This window comes from Halotolerantifilum yawarlongkerapense, from assembly GCF_054506745.1.
Map to the genome: position 1 here is coordinate 2,884,894 of NZ_CP199719.1, position 15,791 is coordinate 2,900,684.

Consider the following 15,791-nt stretch of genomic DNA (forward strand, 5'->3'; position numbering starts at 1 on the left):
ATGTCCTTCGGACGTTTTTCCATTGAAAAGAAGTATGTGATCCTTTCCTTGATGATCGCCATCGCGATCTTCGGGCTCTACGGCAGGGCCACGATGAACACCCAATTATCACCGGACACCACGCCGCCCATGGTCACCGTGGTCGCTGCTTACCCCGGCGCACCCGCCCTGGATGTGGCCACGGATATCGCCGTGCCCATGGAGGAGGCCTTTGCTAAGCTCGAGGGCATCACGGACATCCGCTCGACGAGCCAGGACTTCATCGGCATCTTCCAGTTGACCTTCGATTATTCGACGGACGTGAACCAGGCGGCCATCGATATCCAGAACACCATCACGCGGATCAAGCGCGATCTGCCCGAGACAATGGAGGAACCCCAGGTCCTCAAGTTCTCGACATCGGACCAGCCGATCTTGACCATCGCCGTCGGGTCCGATCGCCTGGAGATGGAGGCGCTCCGCCAGCTGACGGAGGGAAAGCTATTGACGGAACTGCAGTTGGTCGAGGGCGTGGCTGCTGTCGAGGTCTTCGGTGGCTATCAGCCCGAGATTCAGATTGCACTGGATGACCATGCGCTGCGGGCCTACGGTCTCACGCCCGAGCGGGTGGCCGGCACCCTGGCTGCCTACAACATCACGGCGCCCGGTGGACAGATCACCTACGGTGGCAGAGAACTGCTCATCCGCGTGGAAGATGGCTATGACGATCTGACAGTGCTAGAGAACCTGGGTATACCGGTGGACGGCGGAGATGTCGTGCCCCTTTCGGAGATCGCAGCGATCAGCCTGGGGGCCGAGGAGAAGGAGAGTGCCTATCGCCTCGGTGATGAGGAGGCCCTGGCCCTGTCCGTGACGAAAAAAATCGACGCCAACACCGTGACCGTGATCGAACGATTGCACGGTCGGATCGGCGAACTGGAACGAGCCTACCCCAATATCCAGCTGAAAGTGGCCAACGATGATGCGATCTTTACCAACCAGATGGTGGACAATATGACCTCGAGTGTGGTCATCGCCATTGTGCTCACGGTGATCGTGATCCTCCTCTTCATCGGCCATATCTCCCAGTCCCTGGTGGTCTCGATTTCCATGCCCATGGTGTTCCTGAGCACCCTCGGTCTGATGAGGGCCTTCAATATGGATCTGGATCTCGTCACCCTTTCGGCCCTGATCCTATCCATCGGTTTCGTGGTGGACGGTGCCATCGTGGTGGTCGAGGCCATCACCGACCACCGCAAGAAGGGCAAGTCGGTCGTGGCCGCGGCCATCGATGGAACGGCCGAGGTGGCCCTGCCCAGCATCGCCGGTGTGACCACCACGCTGATCGTGCTGGTGCCCCTGCTCTTCGTCCAGGGCTTCGTGGGCGAGATGTTCCGCCCGCTGTCCATGACGCTGATCTTTGCGCTCAGCTCCTCCCTGGTCGTGGCCCTGCTCATGATCCCACTCCTCTCCGTGCTGCTCGATCCCCTCAAGATGCCACGGACCGAGCATGCGATCGAGAGAGTCGCGGGTCCCTTCAACACCGTGATGGACAAGCTGATGTACGGTTACCTGGCCCTGTCCGAGAAGGTCCTGGCCAACAAGAAAATGGCCTATCTCTTCCTTGTGATCGCACTTGCCGCCAGCGGCGCCTTTCTCAGGCTCAACGGTATGGAGATGCTTCCCAAGTTCGATAGTGGCGTCACGTACGTGACCCTGGAGATGACACCGGGCACACCGATCGATGAGACGACGGAGGCCTTCGCTCATCTTGAGTCCTTTCTATCCGCGGAACCCTCGGTGGTCTCCTTTGACACCAAGATCGGCAGGGAGAGCGGGACGACCCAAATGGGGGATTTCGGTATGATGGGACCGGACCAAGGACTCATGACGATCCAGTTGTCCTCGAGAAAAGAACGTGGTGAGACCATCTGGGGCTTCCAATCCCGCCTGCGCACCGAAGTCGAAGGCACACCAGGTGTGGGTAGGTACGTGGTGAAGGAAAAGGGTGGGACGGCCGTGACGAGTGCGGCGGCACCCCTGGCCGTGAAGATCACGGGAGCGGACCTCGATGTGCTCTACCACCTGGCCGACGAACTGATGGTTAAGATGGAGGCCGTTCCCGGCACGACCAACCTTTACACGAGCTATAACGACAACTACGAACAGATGACGCTGTCGCTCCATGGCGCCCGCATGAAGGAACTAGGTCTATCCTCGGCCGATCTATCGCGCCAGCTCTACGGCGGCATGGCCGGGATCGAGGCTACGTCCATGAACCTGGAGGGACAGGAGGGTCTATCGCTGAACGTGCGACTGTCCCATACACCGGAAGCGGACCTGGGCACCCTGATGACCATGCGCATCTTTACGCCCCTCGGCGTGACGGTCCCCCTTTCGGTTGTAGCCGAGGTAGAGGTAACGGGCAGGTCGAACTTGGTGGAGCGCGAGAACTTGAACTACGCTGTGAAGATCCTGGGCTTCACCGAGGACCGGGCCTTCAGCCATGTGGTGACGGATGTGCAGGAAGCCATCGATGGGATGCAGCTACCCGGTGGCTACCAGGTCACCTTCACGGGAGAACAGGAGACGCTGACCGAATCCGTGGGGGATATGGTCTTTCTCTTGTCCCTGGCCATTGCCTTTGTGTATCTCTTGCTCGTACCCCAGTTTAAGTCCTTTCTCCACCCGCTGACCATCATGATGGCGATTCCGCTCGTGGTGATCGGTGTAGCCCCGGCCCTCGCGATCAGCGGTAAGGTGATGAGCATGCCCGTGCTCCTGGGTCTGATTCTCTTGGCCGGCACCGTGGTCAACAACGCTATTCTGCTGGTAGATGCCATCAACCAGAACCGGGAGAACGGATTGACACTGCACACCGCCATTGAAGAGGCGATTCGATCCCGGTTCCGACCGATCATGATGACCGCCATCTCCGATGTGGTGGGGATGCTCCCGCTGGCCCTCCAACTGGCGCTGGGATCCGAGCGGTTCAGCCCCCTGGCCATCACGGTCATCGGTGGCATCACCGCGGCGACTTTCCTGACCATTGTGGTCATCCCCCTGATCTATGCGACCTTTGAAGGTATCAAGGAGAAAAGACTCATCCGCAGAAAACTAGCCAAGGAGGCGACAGGCTCATGACAAAACGCAAGGCAATCCAACTCTTCTTCCTGCTGCTTTTCTTGGTGCTGGTGGCGGTGGGGAGGATCCAGCTTTGGCTGGCCATCTTCCTGTCGACCCTGGTCCTCACGCCCTTCTTAGGGCGGATCTACTGTGGGTACCTGTGCCCCATCGCGACCCTGACGGAGGCGGGTCGACCGCTGGCGAAAAAGAAAAAGTGGCCCACACCCAGGTGGCTTCACTCTCCGATCACCCGCCTGCTGATACTCCTGGTCCTCCTGGCCACCATGGTCCTGAGCGCAAGGGCAGGAAAAAGGTGGCCGATCCTTCCTTTTTTCGTCGCGGTCGGCGTGGTCTTGTCCCTCTTCTTCGAGGAAGCCCTCTGGCACCGCTACCTGTGCCCTTACGGGACTTTGTTCTCATGGATAGGGAAGTTGACAAGGAAAGGCTACGCCGTGAAAACGGACGCCTGTGTGGGCTGCGGGAAGTGCGTCGAGGTGTGTCCGGCCGATGCGATCAGAAGCGATGGCCGGCAAGCATCGATCGACGGATCCGAATGTCTCTTGTGCGGTGCTTGTGCCGCTGTTTGTCCCGCGGAGGCCATATCAAAAGCTTAACAAAGTTCCCCCTGTGACGCTCCTCTCTTGTGTTAAAATAGGAAGAAAAGGGGGAGTGTTCACATGAAAAGAGCTATGGGTCTGCTGGCCCTCGTCCTGATCCTCTTCATCGGTTGTTCAGACGATACACCGGCGGACGAGCCGATCGAACCGGATCCCTTCTCGCTACAGTTGTCCATCGACACCTATCGGGACGGCCTCGAGGCCTCCTGGCCCTTCGAAGAGGCCTTTGAGTGGGTAGAGCCGGAGGGGGAGAAGGGCGACCACCGGGTTCAGGTGTCGGAGCACATCAGCGTGGCACTCAGTCAGTTCTATGCCGATCGAAAGACCATCGATTATATCACCATTGAGGTGGAGGAAGAGATCGACGAGGAAAAGCTCGAGCGGATCGCGGCCTACTTCTACGGGACCGTGGATGACCGCGACCTGACACCGCACTGGGAAGAGGTTTTTCACGAGATGGACCTGGGTGGCATGTACTACGAGCCACCCTACCGGCTCGACCTGGTCTTTGATGAGGCGGACCACTATGCCGAGGTGCATATCAGCACGGCAGCGGTGGAATGAAAAAAAGCGGGTGTCCCGCTCTTCCGAGGAAGAGGTGGGAACACCCGCTTAACCTTTGCAGGTCAATCGATCGGCTCCGGCCGATGGTAGTAATAGCCCTGTATGATGTGAAAGCCCGCCGCGGTGATGCGTTCCTTCTCCTTGCGCGTCTCCACACCCTCGGCGACCAGGTGGTAGCCGTGGCTGTCGGCCAACTGGACGAGAAAGGTGAGCAGCTGGTAGACCGCTTCGTCTGTGGTGGCCTGGCGGATAAAGGAGCGGTCGATCTTGAGCTCGTCAATGGTCATGTAACGTAGGTAGTTCAGGGAGCTGTAACCCGTGCCGAAGTCATCGAGGGAAATACCGACACCCAGGGCACGTAGCTTGGAGATCGTCCGCTCCACCGCTTCGATATCCGCGATGAAAATATCCTCGGTGATCTCGAGCATCAGGTGTTTCGCGGGTACCTGGTGACGGGCCAGCGCTTTGGTGATGGTCTCCTCGAAGCCCGACTCGAGGAAGAAGAGCGGGGAGATGTTCACGGCGATGGTGATCTGCTCGCCGAAACGCTTTAGGATCTGGTCATGCTGTGCGAGCACGCGGTTCAGCATGTAACGGCCGAAGGAACCCGTGAGATTGGCGTTGTCGATCGCCGGTATGAAGCGGCCGGGCGATACCTCACCCAGTTCGGCGGATGTCCATCGTGCCAGCGCCTCGACCCCCACCACCTCTCCGGTGTGGGCATTGGTCTTGGCCTGATAGACCGGGCGGATCTCACCTTTTTCGAGGGCCTCTTTCACCGCCTCCCTTAGGGCGACTTCTTTCTCGATGGATTTGGCCATCTCATCGTGATAGGTGAGGGGCTTGAGGTCCCCGATGTCCTTGGCAAATTTCATGGCCATGGTGGTGTGGTTGTAGAGGGTTTCGAAGCCCAGGCCGTGGTCGGGATAGTGGGCGATGGCGGTGTGGAAATCGATGGCGTGGTTGACCCCGGTGATGGTGATGGCGTCATTGAGAGTCTTTCGCACCAGTTCCAGTTTGTCGTGGAGACGCTTGGCCTTGTATTCGGAAATCCAGAGGGAGAACTCGTTGCCACCGGTCCTTGCGAAGAGCCCCTCGCTGGAGAGGTGATCGGCCAGGTGCTGGCCGACCTCGGTGATCAGATCGTTGGCTTTTTCGTAGCCGATCATGGCGTTGATCACCTTGAAGTCCGCCAGGTCGAACTGCACAAGGGAGCCGGTGTAGGACCGGCGGATCGATTCGTTGAAATGATCCCTGAGCTTGTTGCGGTTGGCAAGGCCCGTCAGCTCATCGTTAAAAGCGAGGTAGGCGATGCGATCGGCGTGGGCCTCGAGGTCATCGCGCGCTTCGGTGATGGCTCGTACCATGTTGTTGTAACCACTGACCAGCTGTTCGACCTCATCGCCCCTGGCACTGGCGGTGACGGGGTAGTAGTATCCGTCTTCCACAGCGCGCATCCCCTTGGAGACCCGGATGATGGGCTCCGTGATCCGGTTGACGTACAGCATGGCAGCGGAGACCCCGAAGAGCAGGAGCAGCACGGAGACGATGAACAAAAGACGCAAGATATCGTCGGCCCCTCTGTTGAAGTCCGATCGGTAGGCGGTGGCCACCACCACCCAGTCCCAGGAGGGGTCGTACTCAGCATAGGTTAGTTTCTCCCCGATCCGGTCGGAATCGGGGTAGGCCCAGTGGTAGCGGACGAAGCTCCCACCGTCGATGGCGGCGGTGATCTGTTCTTGGACGAAGTGAAAATCGGGGTCCGTGGGGTCGGCGACCTCCCAGACCCGCTGGCCCTCAAGGGTAGGGTGCATGATTTCCGTTCCCTCCAGATCGTATAGGATCAGGTAGCCGTTGGGACCTAGGTCGATGTTGCCGTGCAGGGCACGGGTTCCATCGGACTGGAGGGGGCCGAGGAGTTGGATTTTGATTTCTTCTATGGCCCGTTCTTCGTTCAACGTACCGTTCACCACGGCCCGGTGCTTGGCATCGATGAGCATTCGCGCCTGTTTGACAGCGTTGACGAGAATCGTAGCGCCGCGTGCATCGAGCTCGCGCTTGGCGATGACATATCCCGCGAGTCCCACGGACAGGGTGGCCACGAGCAGCAGACCGGTCACGAGAGAAAGCAGTCTTTTGTTGAGTGAGAATTTTTTCCACGACTTCAGATCCACCAGCTGCACCACCCTTCCTGCGTTTCTTTCAATAAAAGATCCATTCACATTTCATTATACCGTTTTTAACCTGTCGATGATAGGGTGTCCAGAAAGGGCTTTGGGGAGATTTTTTCCATCTTGAAACTATTTCACCCGCTGGTCCGTCTTATGGGTGAAGGCGATGACAACGAACAAAGGAAAAGACGCAGGAGAGATGGCATGTTAAGAGAGTATTTGATCGAAAAACAGGCCGCCCACTATCGGGCGGCCTACAGTTACACGAAGAATAAGGAGGATGCACTCGATGTTCTTCAGGATAGTATCGAGAAAGCCTTGAGATCTTATGGGAAGAAGGTGAGACCAGACCACCTGAACGCTTGGTTTTACCGGATTTTGGTGAACACGGCGATCGACTACCTCAGGCGCAGGAAGAAAGTCCTTCCCCTGGCGGAGGAGACCCTAGAAGCACTCGGTGCAACAGAGGACCGCTATGAGAATTTGGATCTCAAAGAAGCGCTAGAAGCCCTACCCGAGCCCTACGTGGGGATCGTCCACCTCAGGTTCTATGAGGACATGAAGATCGCCGAGATTGCCGAAGTACTGGGGGAAAACGAGAACACGATCAAAACGAGACTATACCGTGGACTGGCGCTCTTGAAAGTGGAGATGGAGGAAGAGAACCATGCGTAGACCGGAAGAAGTGAAGCGTAGCCTGATGGATATCGAGGTGCCGAAAAATCTGGATCGTCTCGTGAGACGAACGATCGCAGGCACCGAAGCCAAGATGAGAAGGGAACGACGCAGAAGATGGATGGGCGCTAGCGCCGCAGCCTTTGTGCTCTTCCTGGCCAGTGTGAACATCGACCGCGATTTCGCCCAGTCGCTATCAGAGGTACCCGTGCTTGGAACCATGGTCCGCGTGCTTTCCTTCCGGTTCGATGGCTTGGAGAATGAACACGTGCAGGCCTCGATCGAGACACCGGTGATCGAGGGCCTTGAGGACGAGACCCTCCAGCAGGCGCTCAACGACAAATACATGGAGGAATCTCGGGCACTCTACGCGTCCTTCATGGAGGAAATGGGTCCGATCATCGAGCAGGGGGGGCACATGGGCGTGGACAGTGGTTACGTGGTGGAAACGGATACCGAGCGGATCCTTTCCATCGGCCGCTATGTGGTCAACACCGTGGGGTCTTCCTCGACGACCTTTCGCTACGATACGATCGACAAGGAGGAGGGGCTCCTGCTCACGCTCCCGAGCCTTTTTGCGGACGATGCTTACGTGGAGCGGATCTCTTCCTACTTGAAAGAGGAGATGCGCACGCGCGTGGCTTCGGATGAAGGTCAGATCTACTGGATCGACCATGACATGCAAACGGGTTTCGAAGCCATCGATCCGAACCAGTCCTTCTTCCTGACGGCCGAGGGAAGGCTGGTCATTGTGTTCAACAAGTACGAGGTGGCACCGGGATTCATGGGTGTCCAGCGCTTCGAGATCCCCACGTCGGCGATCGAGGACCTGCTCGTGAGCGATCGGTACATCCAGTAGTAACTCTCCTGGGCTCCCTGCACTGTGGGGAGCTCATTTTCGTTGCGGTTGAGTGGACCTTTTGCGGGTAAATGTTAGGCAGAAGGAAACGAGAGGAGTCGATGGATGATGAAGAGGAAGATCCTAATCTATGGAGATTCGAATACATGGGGATACCGGGCGACTGATGGCGCGCGCTTTGGCGACGAGGTCCGTTGGACGCGAGTGCTATCGCGTGAATTGGGACCGGACTATGAGGTGATCGAGGCTGGGCTCAACGGTAGAACCACGGTGTTTGAAGATCCGCTCGGGGAAGCCCGGTCCGGCCTGGCGCTACTCTTCCCCACGTTAAAAAGCCAGGGACCGCTGGATCTGGTGATTTTCATGCTGGGGACCAACGACCTGAAGCGTCGGTTCGGGGCTACTCCGGAAAATGTGGTGGAAGGACTCCGGCGGTTGATCGAGCGGGCGCGTCAGGTGCCCTGTTGGCATGAAAAACCCCGGTTCTTGATCCTCGGTCCACCGAAGATTCGATCGGAGTACCGCTCGACGGATGCACTCGGCGAGATGGGTTCCGATGCCGACGTTCGGTCTGAAGTGCTCTTGGAGCGAATGGGGGAGATGGCATTGGAAGAGACGATTGCGTATTTTGACGTGAACGGTGTGGTGACCACCACGGAGATGGATTACCTGCATCTCGACCAGAAGAGCCAGCGACCACTGGCGGAAGCGGTGGCAAAGGTGGTTCGGGAGGTGGTCGCGTGAACCGGCATACCTTCACACTCGGTCGTATGGTGGATCCCAGGTATCCAACGAACCGGTATATGCTACTGATCGCGGTGCTGGCCATGATCGCCGGTGGTGTGTACACGGCGGATTGGATCGCGGGTCTACTCTACGGCGTGGGTTTCTTCATGACCTGGGCCCTGGCGCGGGAGTTGGATCCGGCGCACGATCACTCGGCCTTCGTGTCGGGTGCGATCTACCTCGCCATCCTTCCCTTTTTCGACGGCCTTTCCCTGGGGCCGCTCTTTCTACTCTTGCTCCTCCACCGGCTGCTCACCCGGATCTGCGGCAAAGAGCCGACGGGAGTCGATGCCGTGGCGATCATTGGTCTGCTCTTGTACCTGACCATCGCGGGGCAGCAAACCGTCTACCCGCTGCTCGCATCGATCGCCTTTCTCTTCGCCTACGTACGTTACGAGCGCAGCCCCCTCTGGGGAATCGCGACCTTGTTCGCCATGGCCTTCTCGATCGTGGCTCTGCTGATGTGGGGGCTTGATCCGGTCGTCCCGGCGGCCACCGGATTTGTCACCATCGGTCTTGCTCTGTCGCTGCTCGCTACCCTTCTCCACTACCGGTGGACAGCGGGGGAGTCCGATGCGACGGATGATCTGGGAGGGCATGTGTCCATCAAGTGGGTGCGACTGGGCACTTTTTTCTATGCGGTTGGGCTCATTATGCTGATGTTCACGGGCGGTCGTTCCCTCGCCACACTGTGGGTGCTGCAGTCTGTCACTCTGGGTGTTGGCCTCTACGGAATCCTAGGAAAAAGGGCTGGGTGAGCCCCACAGGCATGGCGTGAGAAGTGTAGAGAAACCTCTGGGGGAAAGGCTCTCCGGAGGTTTTCCTTGTCATCATGAGACGGATGTCGAAATAAGTTCTTAAAATGAACTCATTGTTCACATTACTGTGTTATGATGAGAAAAAACATGCAAAGAGGATGGAGAAAAGGACGGTGGGAAAGGTAGGGGCTTCTTGCATCCTACTCCATTATTTCGTATATCTAATTATTTTCCTTAAATGAATAGATACTACTTTTTGTTCTTGTTATAGCGTGCTATGATAGAGAAAAGAGAAGGATTTCCAATAATCCTGATTTGCTCCATTCTGACCAGTGAGTGAAAATTGACGGCGAAAAGGGTATGACGAAGGCAGTAGTCATGAAAGGACGCAGTGCGGCGTAGGATCCTAACAGGAGGGTGTTTTGTATCATGAAAGTCAAGCTCACGGTAAAACTCAAACTGATCATTGTCATTTTTGTAGCACTGACCATCAGCTCCCCGATCTCCCTCTTCATCCAGCGGATTCTGTCACAGTATGTACTGAACTACCTGGAGTTCATCCCCGACAGCATGGGGGTGTACATCAACTATGTGATCAGTATGGTCGTGACGATCGGTCTCTTGTTGGCAGCGGTAAACGTGATTGTCCTCAAGCCGATCCAGAAGGTCAGAAGTTCCATGGAGGTGGTCTCCACGGGTGATTTTCAGAACGAACTGGTGATCAAGACGCGCGATGAACTCGAGGAGCTCTCGAAGACCTACAACAGCATGCTGACCCTCACTTCCTCGGCGCTCAGCGATGTGAAGAGCGAGACGGACGCGGTAGCCAGGGAGCAGGAGAACATGACTTCTTACACCGACCAGATGTCCGAGATCAACCGTGCCGTGGCATCGAAGGCCGGGTCTTCCGAGGAACTGATCGGCGAGCAGAAGCGCGTGATCATCAACGTGAGCCAGACTCTTCTGGAGTTGTCTTCCCTCGTCCAGATCTCCAAAGAAAAGGCAGTGAAATCGACCGAGGTCCTGGGGAAAGCCAAGGAAAAAGCCGTCGGTGGGGTCGAGGTTGTCTCCTCATCGGTAGAAGACATCCAGTCGATCAACAATGCCATACAGGAGAGTACCCACGAAATCAAGAAACTAGAGCAAGTATCCCAGGATCTCACAGGTTTCATGGAATCCATCGAGAAAATCGCTCATCAAACATCCCTCTTGGCCTTGAATGCATCCATCGAGGCAGCCAGAGCTGGTGAACACGGAAGGGGATTCGCTGTGGTGGCTACTGAAATCGGAAAGTTGGCCCAAGAAGTCGTTCGGATTCTGGACCAATCCAATCGCCTGACCTCTGAGATCACGACCAACGTCACGAGCGTAGTCTCCCAGAACAACCGAAATGCAGAAACGCTCAAAAGCGGCGTGGTGCAGTTGAACGAGACGATCGGATTCTTCAGAGAGCTGGAGACGACCGTAAAAGAGGCCATGGTTCGTTCGGAGGAGATCAATAAGATCACTTCAGAGGAAGTGGCTACTTCTGAACAGATCATCCAGTTCATCGATGAACTCAGAAAGTTGGCCGAAGATAATCTGGTACAACTCAACGAGATGAACAGCGATGTCGAGTCCCAGAGTGAAATGGTAACCCTTATTGTGAAGAAAAACAAAGAAATGAGCCAGGCCATGATCCGCTTGCTCGGAATCATCGGACACTTTAAATTGAAAGAGGTGCCAAAACAGTGATCTATCAATTGAACGGGAGCATCAACGCGAGCAATGCCTTCGAGACGAAGGAAGCACTTTATGGGATGATCGACGGTAGGGAGGACCTGATCATCGATATGAGTCAGGTGGATTTGGTCGATAGCACGGGGCTGGGGGTTCTGGTTTCCGTGCACAAGCGCCTGCAGATGGAGGACAGATCCCTGATCCTCAGGCATGTGAGCGGCAAGGTGAGAAATGTCATGAAGATCACCATGCTCGATCAGATCATCGGTATCGAATGAACAGGTTGGGAAGGATCGATCGTCACGTCCGGACGACAGAGGAAATCACGCGAATCGCTGAGTCGGACGAACTAAGAGAGCTGGTCGGCGCGGATTTGCTGTTCCAAGTTCAGATGCTGATCCTAGAGGCCGGGAACAATGCCCTCGCCGTCTCGGAGAAGGGAAGCGACATCCAGGTGACCTCCACTGCGGAAGCGGTCATCGTGTCGGTCACAGATTATGGCCCAGGATTCTCTTATCCCGGGTCTCTCGAGCAACAAAAGCGGTATTTAAGACACAATCCCTTATCGACCAGTGGACGGGGCTTGGTCTTGATCGCGTCCCTGGCCGATGAGGTGGTTTACACCGACCGGCAGGAGCTTGTGATGCGGGTTTTTGCCACTTAACACCTGATCTCATGGGCACCCGTGATCCGATAGGATCCGGGTATTTTTTTTATGTCATTCAAACACCAAGACGCCTCCCGATCGACTGCTGGTCTTGGTAGGGGAACGAGCCCTTGATCCTGCGGATAGGCGTGACTATGTGCTGAAAAAAATTTTTTAAAAATAGAATTTTTTTACAAAAAAGCACTTTCATCGCAGACTTGAGTGTGCTATCATATTAACATAATATTCATAGGTCTTTGGAGCCATGACCCACCGGCTTACATACGAACCAGTTAAATGGTGAGATCCTGCGGCATCTTCCCAAGGAAAGCTGTCGCGGTTGATATAAATGATTTGGGCAGGGAATAGAGGGGTGATTGTTCACCTGATAATAGGTCTGTTCCTTTTTTTAACGAGAGTAGGTGAAATAATGGTCTATGTTGTGAATGAGCCGATCAGTGCCTCCAATGCCTTTGAGATGAAGGAAACGCTCTATACGCTCATCCATGATGCGGATGATGATCTGATCTTGGATTTGACGCAGTTGGATCGGATCGACAGCACGGGATTAGGCGTGCTGGTCTCCGTCTACAAGCGACTGCAAGCGAAGAAAAGGCGGTTGATCCTTCGAAACGTGCACGACAATCTGCGGCGTGTTCTGGAGATCACCATGTTAGATCAGGTCTTAGAGATCCGGTGATGAATCGCTCTCTTACCGTTTTTTTCAGGTGATGTACAAAGGATGCAACGGTTTATGCTTTGCAGGTGGAAGCATCATGTATTGTATCGTTAAAAAACAGGAGGCGCCCGGAAATCCCTTGAAGGATTCTGGCGCCTCCCTTATTCGTTGCAGCGGGGTGCGATCGTTAAAGGGCATGGGGCCCGGCATTCTCTTCTGCGTACCGACAGCTCCTCGTCAGCGGACAGTCTGCACACTGGGGCTTGGCCCTGCAGTAGGCTTTCCCGTGACGGATGATCCGGGCGTGGAAGTCGCCGTAGGCATCGACCCTGTCCCTTCCTTCGGTGTCAAATTGGCCCTCGACCTTGCGTCTCAGCCCCTCATAACCCTTGGGCAGCTTGTATCCGAGGCGCGAGAGGAACCTGCGGGTATAGGTATCCACCACGAAATAGGGCATGCCCAGGGCATAGAGCAGGATGGAATCGGCTGTTTCGGGTCCGACGCCCTTGAGGGACAGGAGTTCCGACCGTAGCTTGTCGGGTGCCGTGCGCTTGAGGGCCTCGAGGCCACCCGGGTGCTCCTGAAACCATGTGGCCAGTCGCTTGAGGCGCTGGGCTTTTTGCCGGTAGAGTCCACTGGGGCGGATGCGTTGCTCCAGATCATCGAGCGGCAGATCCAAAATTTGCTGGGCGTCGATGAGTGGAGCCAAATTAGCGAGCGCTTTTTCCACGTTGGTCCACGCTGTGTTCTGGGTCAAGATCGCACCGACCATCATCTCGAAGGGAGTATCTGCCGGCCACCAGTTCTGGTGGCCGAAGGTTTCCTCAAGGAGACGGTCGATGGTCTCGATCGAGGGTGGGAGACTGAACCAGCGGACGCGGCGGTCGGGGACAAACCCGAACTTTTCCACGAGGGCCGTGGAGGCCTGGTTGCCCTCCTCCACGTGAACGTAGGCTGCCAGGTCCTCTGTGCGAAGCTCTTGGATGATAAAGGCGGTGAGGTCGGAGGCATACCCCGCCCCGCGGTGTTCAGGCTTCACATACAAAAACCCGATGGCTCCGTCATCGTGGGTAATGGCCCAGGCCACCAGCTCGCCGTCGACCCGGACACCCGCGTGGTGGCCTCGCTTGATCCGACTGATGACATAGTCTGTGTCTGTGAAATCACCGTAGGCGTGTGATGACTGGATGACCTCGGCATCAGCGACATCGAGGGGGGTCACATGGGAGCGGACTGGTGGTAGGGTCTGGTCACGAGGGAGTTCGTACCGCATGCAGATCAGCTCCCTGTACCGATTCCCATGGGGATCGATGAGTGGGACCATCCAGTCCTCAATCACGGCATAGTGGTGGTAAGCTGCCGGTATGCGGGCGAGTAGACTCGAGAGGTCGCCATCACGATTTACCCGCAGGTAGATCCACGGGCGGTCGCTCACACCCACGTCGAGCCGGCTTTTCTTCTCCACGAGGCGAAAGATTGGCGGATGTTGGTTTAAAAAATAGCGTGCGTTTTCCATTGTCTTCACTTCTATTGATCCTGTGTCAATAATAGAAGCGCAGGAGTCGCGTCTTGCTATAGGCACCGGCGCTTTCCATACTCTTTTTCGAATTGTGGTTGTAGTACCAGCAGCCGGAGATTACGGTTTTGCCCTGGCCCTCCATCATCTCCTGGAGGGTCTTTAGGATACTGGCGGCGTAGCCTTTCTGTCGGTATTGTTCGAAAACGAACATCCCGATGCTGGCGTAGTCGGTCAGGATGCGCCCGTGTTCTACCACACCGAAACCCACGTGGACCCCATCGTCATAGACGAGGTAGACCTGCAGGTCCTCGGTGCCAGCCAGGATCTTCTCAGCTTCGTTGCCATCGAAAAAATCCTCGGTGAGATCGAAGAGGGCCACGTCTGCTTTCGTCAGGGCAGGCATTAAGGTCAAGTACTTTCTTCTGTTGTTCTTGACGGGTTTATCCGTGTAGAGGGAAAAGTAGGCCTGCTTCTCCATGCGGACGTAGTTGTCGATGGCGTGGCTGAGGAAGAACTCATCTCCCGTGGGAACAAAGGCGTTGGTGACCTGTTCGTAGCGCTTGATGGCTGCGAACAGGTCCTGACCACGATCGGCGTGCTTGGTATCTACGTGGAAGAGGGTGATCGTGTGCTTGTCGAAGATGGCGAGGAAACCGATGGCTTCGCCGTTTCGGTCGATCCGGTAGTGGTTGCTATCGAGCACATGTTTCTCCCAATAGGAATCCACAGTGATCTGGTGTTGGCGGTAGTGGGTTTGTACAGCCTGTGAGATGTCGTTCCAGTGGCAGCGGTTCAATGTGATGGGCATGCAGAGACCTCCTCCGGCTAGGTGTTGTTTGTCTTCATCGTCTTCTGTGGTTCTATTGTAGCAGATAGGGCTGCGGTGGGACAGCGAGCGTTCTTTCAGTTGGCACGATTAAATCAGATTCCCTTTTCCACGAGCCAGCTCATCAGCGTTTCTTCTCTGGAGACCAGGGAGATATTTTCTGCGTGCTTTCCGAGGTGGATCTCGGACAGAATCTCTCCATCGGCCATGAAAAGGACGCGGTGGGCTCGAGCGGCCACCCGAGCATCGTGGGTCACGACCATAACGGTGGTGCCCCGAGCATTGAAGTCGGAAAAGATGCGCATGACCTCGTCGGTGGCTCCAGAGTTGAGGGAACCGGTGGGCTCATCCCCGAAAAGAATCTCGGGATCGTTGATCAGGGCCCTGGCGATGGAGACCCGTTGGAGCTGGCCACCGGAGGCCTCGGTGATCCCGTGGTCGGCAATACGATCGATGCCCAGTTCCTCGAGCAGGACCCTGGCCTTCGCCTGGATGTTTTTCCTGCTCTTCTGACCGGAGGCGAAACCGGGGAGGATCACATTGTCGAGGAGTGAGAGATCTTTCATGAGGTGGCTCTGCTGGAAGACAAAACCCATCCGGTGCAGGCGTAGATCCGACAGGGTGTGGTCCTTGGCTTCGTGCAGGGGCATGTCGTCGAAGTGCACCTCGCCCGAAGTGGGTGCATCCATACCGCTGACCTGATAGAGAAGCGTGGATTTCCCGGAACCCGAGGGCCCCATGACGGCAACGAACTCCCCGGGATAGACAGCGAGGTCCACATTCTTCAGGGCGTGGTACTGGTGGTGTGGACCCATGTGGAAAATTTTGTTGAGGCCCTTGGCCTCCAGAATGGGTTTCATCATGTTG

The 15,791-nt window shown here is 56.2% G+C and carries 15 protein-coding genes; 11 read left to right on the top strand and 4 right to left on the bottom strand.

Features of this window, described 5'->3' with window-relative positions; genetic code table 11:
• The 3 genes from ACULM0_RS14090 (at window position 1) to ACULM0_RS14100 (ending at window position 4,286) form a co-directional block, all read left to right on the top strand.
• Window positions 1-3,123 carry an efflux RND transporter permease subunit gene (locus tag ACULM0_RS14090; RefSeq protein WP_463678175.1) on the top strand — a complete coding sequence of 1,041 codons (3,123 nt, stop codon included), beginning with the start codon at window positions 1-3 and terminating at the stop codon, window positions 3,121-3,123.
• Entirely contained in the window at window positions 3,120-3,719 is a 600-nt protein-coding gene (locus tag ACULM0_RS14095) for a 4Fe-4S binding protein (RefSeq protein WP_463678176.1), read from the top strand. The genes ACULM0_RS14090 and ACULM0_RS14095 overlap by 4 nt, the downstream gene beginning before the upstream one ends.
• A gap of 63 nt (window positions 3,720-3,782) precedes the next feature.
• A complete protein-coding gene (locus ACULM0_RS14100; RefSeq protein ID WP_463678177.1) occupies window positions 3,783-4,286 on the top strand; it encodes a hypothetical protein in 504 nt (167 codons plus the stop codon).
• A gap of 62 nt (window positions 4,287-4,348) precedes the next feature.
• Here ACULM0_RS14100 and ACULM0_RS14105 read toward each other — a convergent pair whose 3' ends face one another.
• Window positions 4,349-6,460, bottom strand: a complete 2,112-nt coding sequence (locus ACULM0_RS14105) for an EAL domain-containing protein (RefSeq protein ID WP_463678178.1) — start codon at window positions 6,458-6,460, stop codon at window positions 4,349-4,351.
• 201 nt (window positions 6,461-6,661) lie between these two features.
• Between ACULM0_RS14105 and ACULM0_RS14110 the strand changes: the two genes are divergently transcribed.
• From ACULM0_RS14110 to ACULM0_RS14145, 8 genes are all read left to right on the top strand, one after another.
• The gene (locus tag ACULM0_RS14110) at window positions 6,662-7,132 is read left to right on the top strand and encodes a sigma-70 family RNA polymerase sigma factor (RefSeq protein ID WP_463678179.1); all 471 of its coding nucleotides are present in this window, start codon (window positions 6,662-6,664) and stop codon (window positions 7,130-7,132) included.
• Window positions 7,125-7,991 (top strand): anti-sigma-V factor RsiV, encoded by an 867-nt coding sequence (gene rsiV / locus ACULM0_RS14115; protein ID WP_463678180.1) that lies wholly within the window; start codon window positions 7,125-7,127, stop codon window positions 7,989-7,991. Before ACULM0_RS14110 ends, rsiV begins: the two co-directional genes overlap by 8 nt.
• A 105-nt stretch (window positions 7,992-8,096) precedes the next feature.
• Complete coding sequence (locus ACULM0_RS14120; protein WP_463678181.1) at window positions 8,097-8,735, top strand: GDSL-type esterase/lipase family protein; 639 nt, start codon at window positions 8,097-8,099, stop codon at window positions 8,733-8,735.
• On the top strand, window positions 8,732-9,535 hold the full coding sequence (locus ACULM0_RS14125; protein WP_463678182.1) for a hypothetical protein: 804 nt from the start codon (window positions 8,732-8,734) through the stop codon (window positions 9,533-9,535). Before ACULM0_RS14120 ends, ACULM0_RS14125 begins: the two co-directional genes overlap by 4 nt.
• Before the next feature lie 429 nt (window positions 9,536-9,964).
• Window positions 9,965-11,269, top strand: coding sequence for a methyl-accepting chemotaxis protein (locus tag ACULM0_RS14130; protein WP_463678183.1), 1,305 nt, complete (start codon window positions 9,965-9,967; stop codon window positions 11,267-11,269).
• Window positions 11,266-11,532, top strand: coding sequence for an STAS domain-containing protein (locus ACULM0_RS14135; protein WP_463678184.1), 267 nt, complete (start codon window positions 11,266-11,268; stop codon window positions 11,530-11,532). The genes ACULM0_RS14130 and ACULM0_RS14135 overlap by 4 nt, the downstream gene beginning before the upstream one ends.
• Entirely contained in the window at window positions 11,529-11,918 is a 390-nt protein-coding gene (locus tag ACULM0_RS14140) for an ATP-binding protein (protein WP_463678185.1), read from the top strand. Before ACULM0_RS14135 ends, ACULM0_RS14140 begins: the two co-directional genes overlap by 4 nt.
• A gap of 331 nt (window positions 11,919-12,249) precedes the next feature.
• The gene (locus ACULM0_RS14145; RefSeq protein ID WP_463678186.1) at window positions 12,250-12,600 is read left to right on the top strand and encodes an STAS domain-containing protein; all 351 of its coding nucleotides are present in this window, start codon (window positions 12,250-12,252) and stop codon (window positions 12,598-12,600) included.
• A gap of 166 nt (window positions 12,601-12,766) precedes the next feature.
• Here the strand turns inward: ACULM0_RS14145 and ACULM0_RS14150 are convergent, their stop codons facing one another.
• The 3 genes from ACULM0_RS14150 to ACULM0_RS14160 all read right to left on the bottom strand — a co-directional run bounded on the left by ACULM0_RS14150 (window position 12,767) and on the right by ACULM0_RS14160 (window position 15,787).
• Window positions 12,767-14,095: a GNAT family N-acetyltransferase gene (locus tag ACULM0_RS14150; RefSeq protein WP_463679892.1), complete on the bottom strand. Its 1,329-nt coding sequence runs from the start codon at window positions 14,093-14,095 to the stop codon at window positions 12,767-12,769.
• 25 nt (window positions 14,096-14,120) lie between these two features.
• Window positions 14,121-14,906, bottom strand: coding sequence for a GNAT family N-acetyltransferase (locus tag ACULM0_RS14155; RefSeq protein WP_463678187.1), 786 nt, complete (start codon window positions 14,904-14,906; stop codon window positions 14,121-14,123).
• Window positions 14,907-15,019: 113 nt separating this feature from the next.
• A complete protein-coding gene (locus tag ACULM0_RS14160) occupies window positions 15,020-15,787 on the bottom strand; it encodes an ABC transporter ATP-binding protein (RefSeq protein ID WP_463678188.1) in 768 nt (255 codons plus the stop codon).
• Between the last annotated feature and the right edge of the window lie 4 nt (window positions 15,788-15,791).

Excerpts from the sequence above, each read along its gene's own strand:
- ACULM0_RS14155 (WP_463678187.1), bottom strand. The coding sequence starts at position 14,906 with ATGCCCATCACATTGAACCGCTGCCACTGGAACGACATCTCACAGGCT.
- ACULM0_RS14150 (WP_463679892.1), bottom strand. The coding sequence starts at position 14,095 with ATGGAAAACGCACGCTATTTTTTAAACCAACATCCGCCAATCTTTCGC.
- ACULM0_RS14140 (WP_463678185.1), top strand. The coding sequence starts at position 11,529 with ATGAACAGGTTGGGAAGGATCGATCGTCACGTCCGGACGACAGAGGAA.
- ACULM0_RS14110 (WP_463678179.1), top strand. The coding sequence starts at position 6,662 with ATGTTAAGAGAGTATTTGATCGAAAAACAGGCCGCCCACTATCGGGCG.
- ACULM0_RS14100 (WP_463678177.1), top strand. The coding sequence starts at position 3,783 with ATGAAAAGAGCTATGGGTCTGCTGGCCCTCGTCCTGATCCTCTTCATC.
- ACULM0_RS14120 (WP_463678181.1), top strand. The coding sequence starts at position 8,097 with ATGATGAAGAGGAAGATCCTAATCTATGGAGATTCGAATACATGGGGA.
- ACULM0_RS14090 (WP_463678175.1), top strand. The coding sequence starts at position 1 with ATGTCCTTCGGACGTTTTTCCATTGAAAAGAAGTATGTGATCCTTTCC.
- ACULM0_RS14160 (WP_463678188.1), bottom strand. The coding sequence starts at position 15,787 with ATGATGAAACCCATTCTGGAGGCCAAGGGCCTCAACAAAATTTTCCAC.
- ACULM0_RS14145 (WP_463678186.1), top strand. The coding sequence starts at position 12,250 with ATGATTTGGGCAGGGAATAGAGGGGTGATTGTTCACCTGATAATAGGT.
- rsiV (WP_463678180.1), top strand. The coding sequence starts at position 7,125 with ATGCGTAGACCGGAAGAAGTGAAGCGTAGCCTGATGGATATCGAGGTG.
- ACULM0_RS14130 (WP_463678183.1), top strand. The coding sequence starts at position 9,965 with ATGAAAGTCAAGCTCACGGTAAAACTCAAACTGATCATTGTCATTTTT.
- ACULM0_RS14095 (WP_463678176.1), top strand. The coding sequence starts at position 3,120 with ATGACAAAACGCAAGGCAATCCAACTCTTCTTCCTGCTGCTTTTCTTG.